The organism is Nocardia sp. AB354 (assembly GCF_049538315.1).
In the GTDB taxonomy this organism is placed as follows: Bacteria; Actinomycetota; Actinomycetes; order Mycobacteriales; family Mycobacteriaceae; genus Nocardia; species Nocardia nova.
Map to the genome: position 1 here is coordinate 139037 of NZ_JBMVFU010000011.1, position 15132 is coordinate 154168.

Below are 15132 nucleotides of genomic sequence, written 5' to 3' on the forward strand. Positions count from 1 at the left end.
TTCAGATATTCGTTCTCGAATTGCGATCGCGCCTGATGCGGTCGATTGTTTTCCGTTTCGTCGTACCCGATCGAAGTAGCCGAAATCCGATCACGATTCGCCGATCGCCACCGGACGGGAACCCTTTACTCCGAACCGCGTCGGCCGCGTCCGATCGCCACGAACACTGCATTTCAAGACGAACACCGCAGATCAGACGGCACGACAGGGGAACGGCCACCGGAGGTGGATATGACGAATCACGAAAGAGCAAGGCGCGGTCGCATTTCGCGCCCGATTCGTGCCTTGACGACCATCGCCGCCGGGCAGACGATAGACCGATGACCGGCGATGAGGAATTGATTCAGGTCGAACAAGTCATCGAGCGAATGATCGCGTGTCACCCGTCCGTCCCACCCGGGGACATAGAACTCATCGTGCGCGACATCCACAAGCGCTTCTCCGACGCGCGAGTACACGACTTCGTCCCTCTCCTCGTCGAGAAGGCAGCCCGGCAAGCGATCAGCATCCGGGCCGCAGGAACACCGGCACCCGCGTCTCGCACCCGTCCGCGCGGCACGCGCGCAGTGACGGTCATCTGAGGGGACGAGTACGTGGGGAAGAAGTCCCGCCACGGCAAGCGCCGGGCCGACACCCCGGGGAACACGCTCACCGAGCGTTCCCACCGTCCGCCGCGAAGCTCGGCGGAGCTGTCCGGCGCGCAGGAATCCGCGGCGGCGAGGTCGAACGAGCCGATATCGAACACGCCGATGTCGAACAAGGAGTACCGGCGGCTACTGCGGCCGCTGCAGGCCGAACTGGTCGCACTGCAGGAGTGGGTGAAAGCCTCCGGCGCGCGGATCTGCCTCGTCTTCGAGGGCCGCGACACGGCCGGTAAGGGCGGAGTCATCAAGGCCATCACCGCGCGCGTGAGCCCGCGGGTGTTCCGGGTCGTCGCCCTGCCCGCCCCCACCGAGCGGGAGAAGTCGCAGATGTACATCCAGCGCTATCTGCCGCATCTGCCGGCCGCCGGCGAGGTCGTCATCTTCGACCGCAGCTGGTACAACCGGGCCGGCGTCGAACGGGTGATGGGTTTCTGCACCGACGAGCAGGCCCGGCACTTCCTCGAGCTGATTCCGACGGTGGAACGCGAGATCGTCGACTCGGGCGTCATCATGCTGAAGTACTGGCTGGAGGTCGGTCAGGACGAGCAGACGCGGCGGCTGCAGAGCCGCATCGACGACCCCCGCAAGACCTGGAAACTGTCGGATCTGGATCTGCGCTCCTACAGCCGCTGGTACGACTATTCGCGGGCACGGGACGAGATGTTCCACTTCACCGACACCGGCTGGGCGCCCTGGTATATCGCGGCCACCGACGACAAGAAGCGCGGCCGGCTCAACATCATCAGTCACCTCCTCGGCCGGATCGACTACGAGCCGCTCGATCGGCCGCAGGTCGTGCTACCGGATCGGCAGAGCGCGAACGGCTATCGCGTCCCACCGCAGCCGCTGCACTGGATTCCGACGCCGTACTGAGAGTTGCGAGCCGAGGGAGAGGACGAGCGTTATGGCGGACACACAAGCGGTGCCCCGGAATCCGTCCGCCGGTGCACCGGCACCCGAACCTGCCGATTGGCACGCCCGCGACGCCGACGCGGTGGTGGCCTCGCTGTCCTCGGACCGGCACGCCGGACTCACCACCGCCGCGGCCGAGCAGCGGCGTAAACGCTACGGCCCCAACGAAATAGCCGCCGAGCCCGCACCGGCGCCGTGGGCCGTCGCGCTGCGACAGCTCCGCGATCCGATGAACCTGATGCTGGTCGCCGTGGTGGTGGTCAGCGTCGTCATCGGCGAGATTCCGACGGCCGTCGTGGTCGGGGTGCTGGTCGTGCTCAACGTCGTACTCGGCACGCGACAGGAACTCGTGGCGCGCGCGAGCGTGGACGCGCTGGCGAAGATGCAGTCCCCGCAGGCGCGGGTGGTGCGCGACGGAGTGCTGACCCAGCTCGACGCGCTCGAGCTGGTGCCCGGCGATATCGTCCAGCTCGAAGCGGGCGATATCGTCCCCGCCGACGGCCGGCTCGTCACCTCCGCGACGCTGGAGACCCAGGAGGCGGCGCTCACCGGTGAAAGCGCCCCCGTGGCCAAGGATCCCGGCACTCTCGCCGCCGCGGACCTACCGCTCGGCGACCGCGGCGACATGGTCTATCAGAACACCTCGGTCACCCGGGGGACCGCCACCATGGTGGTCACCGAAACCGGGATGAACACCGAGATGGGCCGGATCGCGTCCATGCTGTCGGCGGTCCCCCCGTCGAGATCACCGCTGCAGCGTGAACTGGATTCGCTGACGAAGCTGCTCGGGGTGATCGCGTGGACGGCGGTGGCGATCATCGTGGTGATCGGTGCGCTGCGCGGCCAGGATGTGACAGCGATACTGCTGCTGGGCATTTCGATGGGCGTCTCCGCGATTCCCACCGGGCTGCCGACCTTCGTCCAGGCGATGCTGGCCTACGGCGCACGCCGCCTCGCCGACGCCAAGGCCGTGGTCAAGAACCTCACCGATGTCGAGACGCTGGGCGCGACCAGCGCGATCAACTCGGACAAGACCGGCACCCTGACCATGAACCAGATGACGGTGCGATCGCTGTTCTTCCACTGCCGCTGGTACGGCGTGACCGGAGAGGGCTACAGCACATACGGAACGGTCACCGAGGCCGCGGGCGAAGGCGTCCCGGATTTCAGCCTGCTCGCCTATGGTCTGTGCCTGGACAGCGACGCCACCGTGTCCGACACCGGAGAGGTGGTCGGCGATCCGACCGAAGCGGCGCTGGTGGTACTGGCGGCCAAGCTCGGCATCGACGCTCCGCTCACCCGCCGCGCCTACCCGCGCATCGCCGCGGTGCCCTTCGACTCGGCCTACAAATTCATGGCCACCTTCCACCATCTGCGCGTCGACGATCGGACTCGATTCGTCGAATTGGTCAAGGGCGCACCGGATATGGTCCTGGCCCGCTGCGCGAGCGCCTACCGCCCCGGCCGCACGGAGGTGCCCATCGACGAGGCGCGCGCCGAGATCACCGCCGCGATGCACACCATGTCGGAGCAGGGCCTGCGCGTTCTCGCCTTTGCCGTCCGGATCCTCGACGGCCGGGTGGACGCCGCGCGGGCCGATCCCATGTCGCTGGTCGAGAATCTCACCTTCGTCGGCATGGTGGGTATCATCGACCCGCTGCGGCCCGAGGCGGTCGATTCGGTGCGCATCGCCCACGAGGCAGGGATCGACGTGCGCATGATCACCGGCGACCACGCGATCACCGCCGCCGCGATCGGAGCCGAACTCGGGCTGGGGCCGGGGGTGGTCGGCGGCGCGGAACTACAAGCCATGACCGACGAGCAACTGGCCGAGGCGCTGCCGAATCTGCACGTGTTCGGCCGCGTGACCCCCGAGGACAAGCTGCGGCTGGCCGGCGTGATGCAGCGCGGCGGCGCGGTGGTGGCGATGACCGGTGACGCGGTCAACGATGCCGCCGCGTTGAAGAAGGCCGATATCGGCGTCGCGATGGGTTCGGGCAGCGAGGTCACCAAACAGGCCGGCAAAATGGTGCTCACCGACGACAACTTCGGGACGCTGATCACCGCGATCCGCCTCGGCCGGGCCATCTACGACAAGATCGTGTCCTACATCCGGTATCAGATGTCGAAGCTGTTCTCCCTGGTGCTGCTGTTCTTGGTGGCCAGCATCTTCGACATCAACCACGGCGTCGCGCTGACCCCGCTGATGGTGCTGTTCCAGCACTTCTTCATCACGCTGTTCCCGGTCGCCGTCATCATGACCGACCCGCCGCCGGCGAATCTGATGAACAAGCCGCCGCGCGATCCGGCGATGCCGATCGCCAACCGGACCGCGTTCGCGCAGTGGCTGGCCTACGGTGTGCTGCAGTTCGCGGTCGCCCTTGCCGCCATGCTGCTGGCTCCCGGCGAGATGAGTACGGACACCGCCTCGGTGCCGATGACGACGACCTTCGTGGTGCTGTCACTGGGTTCGGTCCTCGCCGGGCTCGCGATGCGTCGCGATCCCGAATCCGGTTTCACCGCACCGGTTCTCGGTGCGCTGAAGATCTTGTCGATCCCGGTCGTCGTCACCGTGCTTGCCGTGGAATCGGGTTTCCTGCAGGATCTGCTGATGACGACATCGCTGACGGGTGGCCAGTGGCTGGCCTGTCTCGGCTGGTCGGTGCTGATCCCGATCGCGATCGAGGCGGAGAAGGCGCTGCGGCGCAGGCGCATCCGCCACAGCGCACCGCAAATTCCGCTCGACACTGCGGCCGCGGTGACGCCGCTGCGCGCCCGGGCGCACTGAGGCGCGGCCGTGGGCTGGCGAGACAGTATCGGCCGGCTGCCCGGAATCGCGACCGCGCGTGGATATCACCGTGACTGGCTGCGCGCGGATGTGACCGCGGGCCTCGTCCTGACCGCGCTCCTGATTCCCGCGGGCATGGGCTACGCCGAAGCCGCCGGGCTGCCCGCCTACGCCGGCCTGTACGCGACCATCGTTCCGCTGCTCGCCTACGCCGTGGTCGGCCCGTCGCGAATCCTCGTACTCGGCCCCGACTCGTCGCTGGCCCCGCTGATCGCGGCGGCGGTGCTGCCGCTGGCGGCCGCCGGTGATCCCCGCAGCGCCCTCGCGCTGGCGGTCGTACTGGCCGTACTCGTCGGCCTCATCCTGCTCGTCGGCGGTTTCCTGCGCCTCGGATTCGTCACCGAACTGCTGTCCAAACCCATCCGGCTGGGATATCTGAATGCCATCGCGCTGATCGTCGTCGTCGGGCAGGTGCCCAAACTGCTGGGATTCTCGGTCGAGGAGACCGGTCTGCTCGCCGAGATCGCGGCCATCGTCCGGGCGGTCTTCCACTCCGGCATCGAACCGGTCGCAGCGGCCGTCGGCATCGGATCACTCGCCGTCATCGTGATCTTCCGGATGTGGCTGCCGATCGTGCCGGGTGTGCTCGTCGCGGTCGTCGCCGGCATCGTGATCTCCGCGGCCGCCGGGCTCACCGACGAGATCGGGATGGTCGGCGCGTTGCCCGAGGGCCTGCCGCTGCCCTCGGTCGGCGGGGTCGGCCGGCACGAGGTCGCTCGCCTGATCGGGCCCGCGGCGGGTATCGCGCTGATCGCCTTCGCCGACAGCGGCGTCCTGTCGCGCACGTTCGCCTCGCGCCACGGCGAGGACGTCGACGGCAGTACGGAAATGAAAGCGATCGGGGTCGCCAATGTGGCCGGCGGGCTGTTCGGCGGATTTCCCGTGTCCGCCAGCGGCTCTCGCACCCCCGTCGCCGAACAGAACGGTGCGCATACGCAATTGGCGGGTGTGGTCGGAGCGGCCGCGGTGTTGCTGTTCGTCCTCATCGCCCCCGGACTCACGGCCTACCTTCCCGACGCGACGCTCGCGGCGGTGGTGATCGTCGCGGCCACCGCGTTGATCGATGTGCGCGGCCTGGTCCGGATGTGGCGGATGAGCACGGTGGAATTCGGCCTCGCCGTGGCCGCGTTCCTGGGCGTCGCGCTGGTGGGCGTCCTGCAGGGCATTCTGGTCGCGATCGGGCTGTCGTTCGTCGCGGTGGTCGCGCGGGCCTGGCAGCCGTACCGCACCGAACTCGTCGCCACCGCGGACCGGCCGGGTTTCCACGACATCGAACGCCACCCCGAGGGACACCGCTTCCCCGGCCTGGTGCTGGTGCGTTTCGACGCGCCCCTGTTCTTCGCCAACGGCCAGATCTTCGACGACTACGTGCGCTCGCTCGTCGCGCGGGCTCCGTACCCGGTCGAATGGGTGGTCGTCGCCGCCGAACCGATCACCGGCCTCGACACCACGGCCGTCGACGAACTCGTCGATCTCGACCGGTACCTCGAGGGCCGCGGGATCCGGCTGGCCTTCGCGGAGATGAAAGGGCCGATCAAGGACACGATCATCCGCTTCGGCGTCGGCGACCGGTTCGACGCGACGCATTTCTACCCCACCGTCGACGCAGCGGTCGATGCCTTCCAGCACCGATCCGATCACACGACCGATACCTGAGCCCCCGGGACGAGGCCTGCCATGAACCACATCTACGCCGAAGAGCCACCCTCGCACCGCCGATCCGGAGACGCAGCGAACGACGGCGGCCGCTCGCCGCGCGCCCGATCACGCTGGGCGCGAACAGCATTCGTCTTCGCCGGTGCGGCCGTCGTGGTGCCGGTCGTATTCGCCGACGTGCTGGGTACCCTCGCGCTGCTGATCGTCGGTGCGGGCGGGGTGGTGGTGACGGTGGCCGCGCTGTACTGGTTCGTGAGCGACCGTGGGGCGATTCGGTGGGTGTCGGCGATCGTGGCGGTGGCGGCGCCGATCGTGGTTCTCGTCATGTTCGTGCGCACGGGCCTGCTGTGGGTCGTGCTGGTGGCGGGCGCGCTGGCCTTCGCGTCCATGTTCTGTGCCCGCGCCGCGCTGCGGCCGGGTGAGGCCCACACGACGGCGATCGAATACTCCGCGCCGCCACCGCGACGACCGTTCCTGATCATGAATCCCCGCTCCGGGGGAGGGAAAGTCGCGAAGTTCGATCTGCGGCGCCGAGCCGAAGAGCTGGGCGCAGAGGTTGTGCTGATGGAGGGCCGCGTCGATGTCGCCGCCCTGGCTCAGGAGGCCGTCGAACGAGGTGCGGACCTGCTGGGCGTCGCGGGCGGCGACGGGACCCAAGCGCTCGTGGCCGGGGTCGCCGCCGCGCACGACCTGCCGTTCCTCGTGCTCAGCGCGGGCACGCGCAATCATTTCGCGCTGGACCTCGGGCTCGACCGCACCGATCCGGCGACCGGGCTCGACGCCTTGCGCGACGGCGTGGAGATGCGCGTCGACCTCGGCCGGATCAACGGCCGGCCGTTCGTCAACAACGCCTCGTTCGGCGTCTACGCCGAGATCGTGCGCAGCCCCGCCTATCGCGACGACAAGACCGCGACCGTCCTGCGCCTGCTGCCCGATCTGCTCGCCGGCCACAGCGGGACCCCGCTGGTGGCGCGTATCGGCGCCACCACGGTCACCGGCCCGCAGGCGGTGCTGGTGAGCAACAACCCCTACGGCACCAGCGATCTCGCCGGGCTGAGCCGCCGCGACCGCCTCGACCGCGGCGTGCTCGGGGCGGTCACGGTCTCGGTCTCCGATACCCGCGCGGCATTGGGTCTGATCCGTCGCACACACAGCCACGGACTGACCCAGCAGACCGCATCCGAAGTCGTCGTCGAGGCCGAGAGCTCACCGATCCCCGTCGGCGTCGACGGGGAATCGCTGCTCCTCGACACACCGGTGCGATGCGTCGTGGAACCCGGCGCGCTGCGCGTGCGCGTACCGCGCAACCGCCCCGGAACCCGCCCTGCCGCAGCCGCTCTGGACTGGCTGCGCCTGCGCGATCTGGCGCTCGGTCGCGCGAGCGCCGAATCCGCTACGGGAACAGCTTGATCGGGTTCACGATGTCGGCGACCAGGGTGAGGATCATGTACGCCCCGCCGATCACCACCACCACGTAGGTGGCGGGCAGCAGTTTCAGGTAGTCGACCGGAGCGCCGTTGGGCAGGCCCTTGCGGTTGCGCCACATGTTGCGCAGCTTCTCGAAGATCACCACCGCGATGTGGCCGCCGTCCAGCGGGAGCAGGGGCAGCAGGTTGAACGCGCCGAGGAAGAAGTTCAGGCTGGCCAGCACCAGCACGAACGCACCCCACAGCCCATGTTCGGCGGTTTCGCCGCCGATCTTGCTGGCGCCGTAGACGCTGACCGGAGTGTCGGCATCGCGCTGGCCGCCGGTGACCGCATGCCAGAGGCTGACCACCTTGCTCGGCATCTGCGCCAGCGAGGCGAACGTGCGGCCGAACATGTCACCGGTGAATGCCACCGAGGCCGGAACCGCGGAGATCAGGTTGTGCTTCACGGGACCGTAGAAGTCCTGTGCCACACCGACTTTGCTCACGTACACCGGCGTGGTGACGCGCTCGGAACTGTCGGTGGACTTCAGCGGATAGGTCGCCACCCGCTCCGGGGTCACCGGAATCTGCAGGGTCTGATCGTCACGTTTCACCGTGTAGACGACCGGGCCGTTGGCCTTCTCGGTGATCGAGCGGAAGTCGTTCCAGGTCTTGACGGGCTTGCCGTCGATCGCGGTCACCAGATCGCCGCGCTTCAGCCCGGCGCGTTCGGCCGGGCCGGGGCCGGTGCACTTCTGCATCGACCCGTCGGGGTTCTGCGCGGGCACGCAGCCGGCCGGGTAGATCTGGGTGGCCGGCGGCGAATCCAGCCGCGGCAGCCCCCAGGCCACCGCGAGCAGCATGATCAGCAGGAAGCCCAGGATGAAGTTCATCGCGATGCCGCCGAACATCACCACCAGCCGCTTCCAGGTGGCCTGCCGGTACATCGCGCGATGCAGGTCCTCGGGTGGAACCTCGTCCAGCGCGGTCATCCCCGCGATATCGCAGAAACCGCCCAGCGGCAGCGCCTTGAGGCCGTATTCGGTCTCACCGCGGCGGAACGAGAACACCTTCGGCCCGAAGCCGACGAAGTAGCGGCGCACCTGCATGCCGGTGGCCTGCGCCGCCCACATGTGGCCACATTCGTGTAGCGCCACCGATACCGTGATGCCGAGGGCGAACAGCACGAATCCGATCGCGAAGCCCATGCGGTATGGAACCCTCCTGAATCAGTTGCTCACGAGCGTGCGCGCACGCTGTCGCGCCCACGCATCCGCCGCGAGCACCTCGTCCAAGGTACTGGGTTCCGCGGCCCAGCGGTCGGCCGACTCGACGACCCGCGCGACCGTGCGCACGATATCCGGGAATCGCAGCGCACCGTCGAGGAATGCCTGCACCGCGATCTCGTTGGCGGCGTTGTACACCGCGGTGACGCTGCCACCGGCCTTACCCGCCGCGCGAGCCAGCTCGACCGCCGGGAAGACCTCGTTGTCGACCGGTTCGAATTCCCAGGTGAACGCGGTGCCGAAGTCGATCGGGGCGAGGGTGCCCGGCACCCGGTCGGGCCAGCCCAGGGCCAGTGCGATCGGCAGCTTCATATCGGGCGGGCTGGCCTGGGCGAGGGTGGAACCGTCGGTGAAGGTCGCCATCGAATGCACGATCGACTGCGGATGCACCGTGACATCGATCTTGTCGTAGTCGATCCCGAACAGCATGTGCGCCTCGATCAGTTCGAGGCCCTTGTTCACCAGCGTGGCCGAATTGAGGGTGTTCATCAAACCCATCGACCAGGTGGGATGAGCCTTGGCCGCGTCGGGGTCCACCGATTCCAGCATCTCGGCGGTCCAGCCCCGGAACGGGCCGCCGGAGGCGGTGAGCACCAGCCGCGCGACCTCGTCGGCGCGCCCGCCGCGCAGACACTGCGCCATCGCCGAGTGTTCGGAGTCGACCGGGACGATCTGCCCGGGAGTGGCGGCCCGGGTCACCAGACTGCCGCCCGCCACCAGTGATTCCTTGTTGGCCAGGGCCAGGCGCCGCCCCGATTCCAGAGTCGCGAGCGTCGGGCGCAGCCCGAGCGCGCCGACCAGGGCGTTGAGCACCACGTCGGCGTCGGTGCGGCGCACGAGTTCGGTCACCGCGTCCGGACCGGCCAGGCCCACACCGAGTTTCGCGGCGGCGGCCGGATCGGCGACGGCCACGTTGTCGGTACCGGTGGCGCGGATCTGCTCGGCCAGCAGGTCGGTATTGCCGCCGCGCGCGGCCAGTCCGACCACCTGGAATCGGTCCGGATTGGCGGCGACGACCTCCAATGCCTGGGTGCCGATGGAGCCGGTGCTGCCCAGCAGCAGAACTTTCACGATGTCGGACACGCACTCATTGTCCACGGTGAATCGCCGCGCACGTCACCCCGCTGGCTACGACGCCCGGTCGTATGCAAACATATTCTCGACAGTCACCTTCACGACCTGCGGACCTCACGGTGCACTCCGCGCACCCGAACCGCAGCGAACACGGAAATGATGGGAGCGAACGTGGCCGCCACGGAACTGGAACCCGCCAAGAGCGCCGGCGTCGTCACCAAGGTCGATCCCGCCGAGGTTCCCTCCGCCGCCTGGGGCTGGAGTGGTGAATCGCGGCGCACCTTCCGTATCGCCGGATGGGTCGTCTTCCTGATCCTGCTGGCCATGCTGTTCGAGAACCAGCAGGGCCACACCTCGGGCACCGGCTACACCGGATACATCTTCCTGATCGGTTTCGCCGTCGCGCTGGCGGGCATCCTGATCCGCGATTCGATCATCCGGCGCAAGCCGCGCTGAATCACCGTCGCGTAGCGCATCATTCGACCGGCCGCTGAGGTGCTGACCTCAGCGGCCGCGTCGTTTCCGCGGGCCGCCGGCCTTGCCCGCCCGTCCCGGCTTCGCCGCGCCGCCCCGGCGTGCGGCCGGTTTCGCACCGCCGTCGCCTCGGCCCCTACCGCGCTGCGCCGCAACACCTTCGGCGCGCGCACCGGAATCCTGCCGGCCGCGCCGATCGCGTTCACCGGCGGTCCGGGAACTGCGTGCCGTGCGCCCGCGCACGACGCCGATGAATTCCTCGGCGAGTTCGACCGCGTCCTCGATCGGCCACGACAGCGCGACCTGGGTCGGATCGACATCGGTGAGCGGACGATAGATCAGGTCGCGGCGGTGATGCAGCCGTGCCAGCGACTGCGGCACCACCGCCGCCCCGCCGACCGCGGCCACCAATTCGACGGTGTCGCCCACCGCGTCGAGATCGGTCGCGTCCTGCATCCGCTCGCCCTCCAGATCGGCCAGGCTCACCTCGTCGAACAGCCCGATCGGATGATCCTTCTGCACCACCGCCACGGCGACCTCGTGGTAGAGCGGAATCGCGTGCAGCCCGGCCCGATCGATCGGTAACCGGACGAAGCACATGTCGACCCGTCCCCGCGCCAGTACGTCGCGCTGCTGTGCCTGCGGCACGGCGATCAACTCGAGCGGGACATCGGGGAACCGTTCGGCCCACACCCGCGCCCACTTGGCGACGGTGACGCCCGGGACGTAGCCGATGCGCAGCGCGGCGGGAGCAGACTCGGTCATGCGGTCAGCGTATGGCACCGGGCGGGCCGGTTCGGCATCCACCGCGAACCACGGCGACCCGATACGCGATCCAGGTGACGCGGAGTTCGACGGCAGTGGTCGAAACCGTGCCCACCGGGCGAACACGGTAGAAATGATCGAGTACGTTTCCCATCCTTCCCCGGCGTCCCGGGCAGACCAGATCGGATATGCGTTGACGACCCCCTCCCCGGCCCCGATGGCATCCGGCGGCCCCGGATTCGATCGGCCGCTGTTCACCACCATCACCGATTTCGCCGACCACACCCGGTGGCTCAACGACGCGATGCTCTGGTGGACCGACGCCGGTTTGGCGGTGTTCGCGGTGCTGATGGTGATCGGCTGGTGGCAGGCCCGGCGCCGCGACGACCGGTCGATGGCGCTGGCGCTGCTGGCTCCGGTCAGTGTGGTGGTCGCCTATCTGGTCGCCGAGGTGGTGAAGGTGATCGTCGCCGAACCACGCCCGTGCCGGGGCGTGCCGACCGCCTACATCATCGAAACCTGTCCGGTGCCGAGCGACTACTCGTTTCCCAGCGGTCACACCACCACCGCCGCGGCGACCGTCGCGGCGCTGTATCTGCTGAATCGGCGGCTGGGCTGGATCACGGCCGTCTTCGCGGTCGTACTGGCCTTCAGCCGGGTCTATGTCGGCGGTCATTACCCGCACGACGTCGTGGCGTCGGCGATCCTGGCTATTCCGGTCGCCGCTGCCGTCAGTCTGCTGCTGGCCCGCCCCGCCACGGCGGTGGTGACGCGCATGCGGTCCTCCGCACTGGCGCCGCTGGTCGCCGACGCCTCGACGGCGCCGGCATCCCGGATGTGAGCCTCACGCTATTCTGTCCGACGTGGCGGTGGGGCTCGCCACTTCGGCGCCGCGGCCGGAGCAACCGTGATCGGACGATCGCCAACAGTCCCTACTCGAGGTACCACCATGTTCGTGTTCGAGTAGGAGTCCGTCGTTGACCGAGCTACGCCGTGAGGAGCCCCGGCCCGGCGAATCCGCCGACCGGCCCGTCGATCCCGATATCGATCTGCACGTCCCGTCGCAACGCCGCGAACTGCTTCGCGAACACGGCGCGGTGCTGGCGGTGATCGGGCTGGGTGGCGGATTGGGCGGTCTGTCCCGCTACGGCCTCACCCAGCTCCTGCCGACACGCCCCGGGCAGTTCCCGTGGGGCACATTCACCGAGAATGTGCTCGGCTGCCTCGCGATCGGCGTGCTGATGGTGCTGATCACCGAGGTCTGGTCGGCGCATCGACTGGTGCGGCCGTTCCTCGGGGTCGGATTTCTGGGCGGGTTCACCACCTTCTCCACCTACGCCGTCGAAATCCGTAATCTGCTGCAACCCGGTTCGGCCGTGACGGCGTTCGTCTATCTGGCCGCTACCCTGCTGAGCGCGCTGCTCGCGGTCCTCGCCGGGGTGACGCTGGCGCGAATGACGCTGCTCCGCAAGATGATTCGAGGAGAGGCACGATGACCGTCGTCCTGGTCTTCGCCGGTGCGGTGCTCGGCGCCCCGGCCCGCTACCTCACCGATCGGTTCGTCCAGGCACGCCACGACAGTCTGTTTCCCTGGGGCACGCTGACGGTCAACATCGTCGGCTGCCTGATTCTGGGCGCGCTCACCGGCGGTGCGGCCGGCAGCCCGGTGCTGGCGTTCGCGGGCACCGGATTCTGCGGGGCGCTCACCACCTACAGCACCTTCGGTTACGAGACCGTCCGGCTGCTCGAGCAGCGCTCCGTGTTCTACGCCGCGATGAACGTGGTGATCAGCGTGATCGCCGGACTCGGCGCCGCGCTGCTCGGCTATGCCGTGACGCACGCGCTGGTCGGCTGAGATCTCGCGGATATCGCCGATATCGCGGACTCAACCAGCGCGTCCGCGCGGCTGATCCCAGACCAGCGCCAGATACATCCGGGCTCGCTCGCGCGGCGAATCCAGGCGCTCCCCGAGCAGGTCGTGCAGCCGGTCCATGCGGTAGCGCACGGTCTGCGGGTGAATGTGCAGATCGTCGGCGACCGCGTGCCGGTCGCCCATGTTCCAGAGCCAGCTGCGCAGCGTTTCGACCAGCCGGTCGCGCTTACCGTCGGGCAGTTCCCGAAGTGGTTGCAGCACTTGGGCACGCAGCGTTTCCAGCAGCCATTCGTCGCGATTGGCGATGATGGTGTCGAGTTCGTCGGCGACCACCACCGGCGAGCCGGACAGCACGCCGGCCTTGCGCAACCGCAGCGCGGTGCGGGCGATCCGCATACCGGTCGGCAGCAGGTCCAAGGTGAGCGGATGACCGATCACCGCGTCACAACCCCGCAGCGCGGCGATCAGCCGGGTGATCCGCCCGCCCAACATCGGACTCGGCACGATCGCCCCGACCGCGTCGTCACGCCGGATCGGCAGGCAGTGACCGCCGAGATGTTCCACCACGCCGCAGGAGCGCGCATCGGCCGGATCGGCGAGCACCACCGCGACCTCGGGGGGCAGCTGCCAGCCCGCGCGTTCGGCGGCCAACCGGATTCCGACGGTGTCGGAACGGCCGGAAAGCAACATTTCCGCCAATTCCTCGCGGTGCCGTTCCCGGGCCGCGCTGGAGGCGGACTGTTCGAGCACATAACCGTGCGCCGAGGCCGCGGAGAATTCGTCGACGAAGGCGAAAACGGCCTCCGCCAGCACCGCGAGCACCTCCGGACCGAGATCGAGTTTCAGCGCCGTTTCCGCGACGTGATGCCAGGCGGCGCGGGCGCCGACCTGGTAGGCGCCGAGCAGATCGGACAGGTCCGCGCCGTCGTGCAGTTGCTGGCGGCCCACCTGTTCGAAGACCAGCTGCGTCGGCGGCGGGACGCCCTCACCAGCGGAATCGCCTGTGCGGGGACCGTGTTCGGCCAGGTCCAGGAGCCGATGGACGAACAACACCCCGACCTCGGCGACCTCCGGGCGATGGTCGTCGAGATAGCGCGCGTAGTCGGGCCACTCCGCGGCGAGCAGATCACGGACCTCGTCCAGGAGATCGGGCATCCTAGCGTCGAGTTCCTCCGAAAGCTGCTCCAATGCCTCCGGTGTTATCGGAATTTCATTATGGGAATCGCTCATTCGAGTCCTTTCCGACTCGATTATCTTCCGGATACAAAAAACACCAACCGGAATCACCTCGACGGTTGAAGATTTGAGCCCTGTGTTGCGTTCACCATCGAAACATGGACGCAGCGACAGCCCCGGCCCGCTGGCTGCAGGCCCGTGAAAAGGAAGAGAACTTTCCCGTCGCGCTGCGGTGGTTGCCGCGCGAACCACGCCGACACCTGCACGCGGTCTACGCAGCCACCAGGTTAATCGACCAGCTCGGCGACGAAGCCCCCGGCGATCGTGTGTCGCAACTGCTGACGCTGCGTGCCGACCTCGCCGGTCTCTACCAGGGTCGCACGCCCGACGATCCGGTGCTCCAGATGCTCGCCCCCACCGTGGCGGCGTGCGATCTGCCGCAGGAGGCGTTCCAGGAGCTGATCGAGGCCAATCTGCTCGATCAACGCATCGGCCGCTACGCCACCTTCGAGGATCTGCTGGGCTACTGCCGGCTGTCGGCGAATCCGGTGGGCCGCCTGGTCCTGGCGGTCTTCGACCAGTCCACACCGGACACGCTGGCACTGTCGGATCGGGTGTGTTCGGCACTGCAGGTGCTCGAGCACTGCCAGGACGTGGCCGAGGACCACGCGGCCGGACGCATCTACCTGCCGCAGGACGATCTGGCCGCGGCCGGGGTGCCGGAAGCGGCGCTGGCCACCGGCGGACCGGGTGATCCGGCATGCCGGGCGGTGGTCCTGACCCAGGTCGAACGCTGCGAAGCGATGCTCGGCGAAGGAGCTCCGCTGGTCGCCCGGCTCACCGGATGGGCCCGGCTCGCAGTCGCGGGATATCTCGCGGGCGGATGCGCGACCGCGAAGGCGCTGCGCGCGGCCGAGGGCGACGTGTGGACCCAGCCGGTGCGGCCCCGCCACGTCGACACCGTGGCCTCGATGGTCACGCTGCTCGGCAAGGCCACGGTGGTGCCGCAGTGAGC

The 15132-nt window shown here is 68.5% G+C and carries 14 protein-coding genes; 10 read left to right on the forward strand and 4 right to left on the reverse strand.

Translation table 11 applies throughout. The annotated features are described in order from the left end of the window. The first annotated feature begins 320 nt into the window (after positions 1 to 320). The 5 genes from ACPCUW_RS18105 to ACPCUW_RS18125 are packed head-to-tail and all read left to right on the forward strand — an operon-like array spanning position 321 to position 7470. Positions 321 to 581: a three-helix bundle dimerization domain-containing protein gene (locus ACPCUW_RS18105; protein WP_423426045.1), complete on the forward strand. Its 261-nt coding sequence runs from the start codon at positions 321 to 323 to the stop codon at positions 579 to 581. Positions 582 to 593: 12 nt separating this feature from the next. Next, a complete protein-coding gene (gene ppk2, locus ACPCUW_RS18110; RefSeq protein WP_423426046.1) occupies positions 594 to 1517 on the forward strand; it encodes a polyphosphate kinase 2 in 924 nt (307 codons plus the stop codon). A 31-nt stretch (positions 1518 to 1548) separates the two neighbouring features. Further along, positions 1549 to 4344 carry a cation-translocating P-type ATPase gene (locus ACPCUW_RS18115; protein WP_423426048.1) on the forward strand — a complete coding sequence of 932 codons (2796 nt, stop codon included), beginning with the start codon at positions 1549 to 1551 and terminating at the stop codon, positions 4342 to 4344. A 9-nt stretch (positions 4345 to 4353) separates the two neighbouring features. Continuing rightward, positions 4354 to 6060, forward strand: a complete 1707-nt coding sequence (locus tag ACPCUW_RS18120; protein WP_423426050.1) for a SulP family inorganic anion transporter — start codon at positions 4354 to 4356, stop codon at positions 6058 to 6060. A 21-nt stretch (positions 6061 to 6081) separates the two neighbouring features. Then, the gene (locus ACPCUW_RS18125) at positions 6082 to 7470 is read left to right on the forward strand and encodes a diacylglycerol/lipid kinase family protein (protein ID WP_423426052.1); all 1389 of its coding nucleotides are present in this window, start codon (positions 6082 to 6084) and stop codon (positions 7468 to 7470) included. Here the strand turns inward: ACPCUW_RS18125 and ACPCUW_RS18130 are convergent. Both ACPCUW_RS18130 and dxr read right to left on the reverse strand, forming a co-directional pair. Beyond that, positions 7454 to 8677, reverse strand: coding sequence for a M50 family metallopeptidase (locus ACPCUW_RS18130; RefSeq protein ID WP_064908327.1), 1224 nt, complete (start codon positions 8675 to 8677; stop codon positions 7454 to 7456). The genes ACPCUW_RS18125 and ACPCUW_RS18130 overlap by 17 nt on opposite strands. Before the next feature lie 21 nt (positions 8678 to 8698). Next, on the reverse strand, positions 8699 to 9838 hold the full coding sequence (gene dxr, locus ACPCUW_RS18135) for a 1-deoxy-D-xylulose-5-phosphate reductoisomerase (protein WP_423426054.1): 1140 nt from the start codon (positions 9836 to 9838) through the stop codon (positions 8699 to 8701). 162 nt (positions 9839 to 10000) lie between these two features. Here dxr and ACPCUW_RS18140 point away from each other — a divergent pair, with 162 nt between their 5' ends. Next, a complete protein-coding gene (locus ACPCUW_RS18140; protein WP_104363070.1) occupies positions 10001 to 10285 on the forward strand; it encodes a DUF2631 domain-containing protein in 285 nt (94 codons plus the stop codon). Between the two features lie 48 nt (positions 10286 to 10333). Here ACPCUW_RS18140 and ACPCUW_RS18145 read toward each other — a convergent pair whose 3' ends face one another. Next, on the reverse strand, positions 10334 to 11068 hold the full coding sequence (locus tag ACPCUW_RS18145; RefSeq protein WP_423426056.1) for a LysR substrate-binding domain-containing protein: 735 nt from the start codon (positions 11066 to 11068) through the stop codon (positions 10334 to 10336). Positions 11069 to 11261: 193 nt separating this feature from the next. On the opposite strand from ACPCUW_RS18145, the gene ACPCUW_RS18150 reads away from it, so the two are divergent. The 3 genes from ACPCUW_RS18150 (at position 11262) to crcB (ACPCUW_RS18160) (ending at position 12923) form a co-directional block, all read left to right on the forward strand. Continuing rightward, on the forward strand, positions 11262 to 11909 hold the full coding sequence (locus ACPCUW_RS18150) for a phosphatase PAP2 family protein (protein WP_063014946.1): 648 nt from the start codon (positions 11262 to 11264) through the stop codon (positions 11907 to 11909). A 136-nt stretch (positions 11910 to 12045) separates the two neighbouring features. Then, positions 12046 to 12564, forward strand: a complete 519-nt coding sequence (gene crcB, locus ACPCUW_RS18155; RefSeq protein WP_423426058.1) for a fluoride efflux transporter CrcB — start codon at positions 12046 to 12048, stop codon at positions 12562 to 12564. After that, positions 12561 to 12923, forward strand: a complete 363-nt coding sequence (gene crcB / locus ACPCUW_RS18160; RefSeq protein ID WP_030513106.1) for a fluoride efflux transporter CrcB — start codon at positions 12561 to 12563, stop codon at positions 12921 to 12923. The genes crcB (ACPCUW_RS18155) and crcB (ACPCUW_RS18160) overlap by 4 nt, the downstream gene beginning before the upstream one ends. A 30-nt stretch (positions 12924 to 12953) precedes the next feature. On the opposite strand, the gene ACPCUW_RS18165 is transcribed toward crcB (ACPCUW_RS18160), so the two are convergent. Next, positions 12954 to 14096 carry a PucR family transcriptional regulator gene (locus tag ACPCUW_RS18165; protein ID WP_423426062.1) on the reverse strand — a complete coding sequence of 381 codons (1143 nt, stop codon included), beginning with the start codon at positions 14094 to 14096 and terminating at the stop codon, positions 12954 to 12956. 179 nt (positions 14097 to 14275) lie between these two features. Here ACPCUW_RS18165 and hpnC point away from each other — a divergent pair, with 179 nt between their 5' ends. After that, positions 14276 to 15130: a squalene synthase HpnC gene (hpnC, locus tag ACPCUW_RS18170; RefSeq protein ID WP_423426063.1), complete on the forward strand. Its 855-nt coding sequence runs from the start codon at positions 14276 to 14278 to the stop codon at positions 15128 to 15130. Positions 15131 to 15132: the final 2 nt, after the last annotated feature.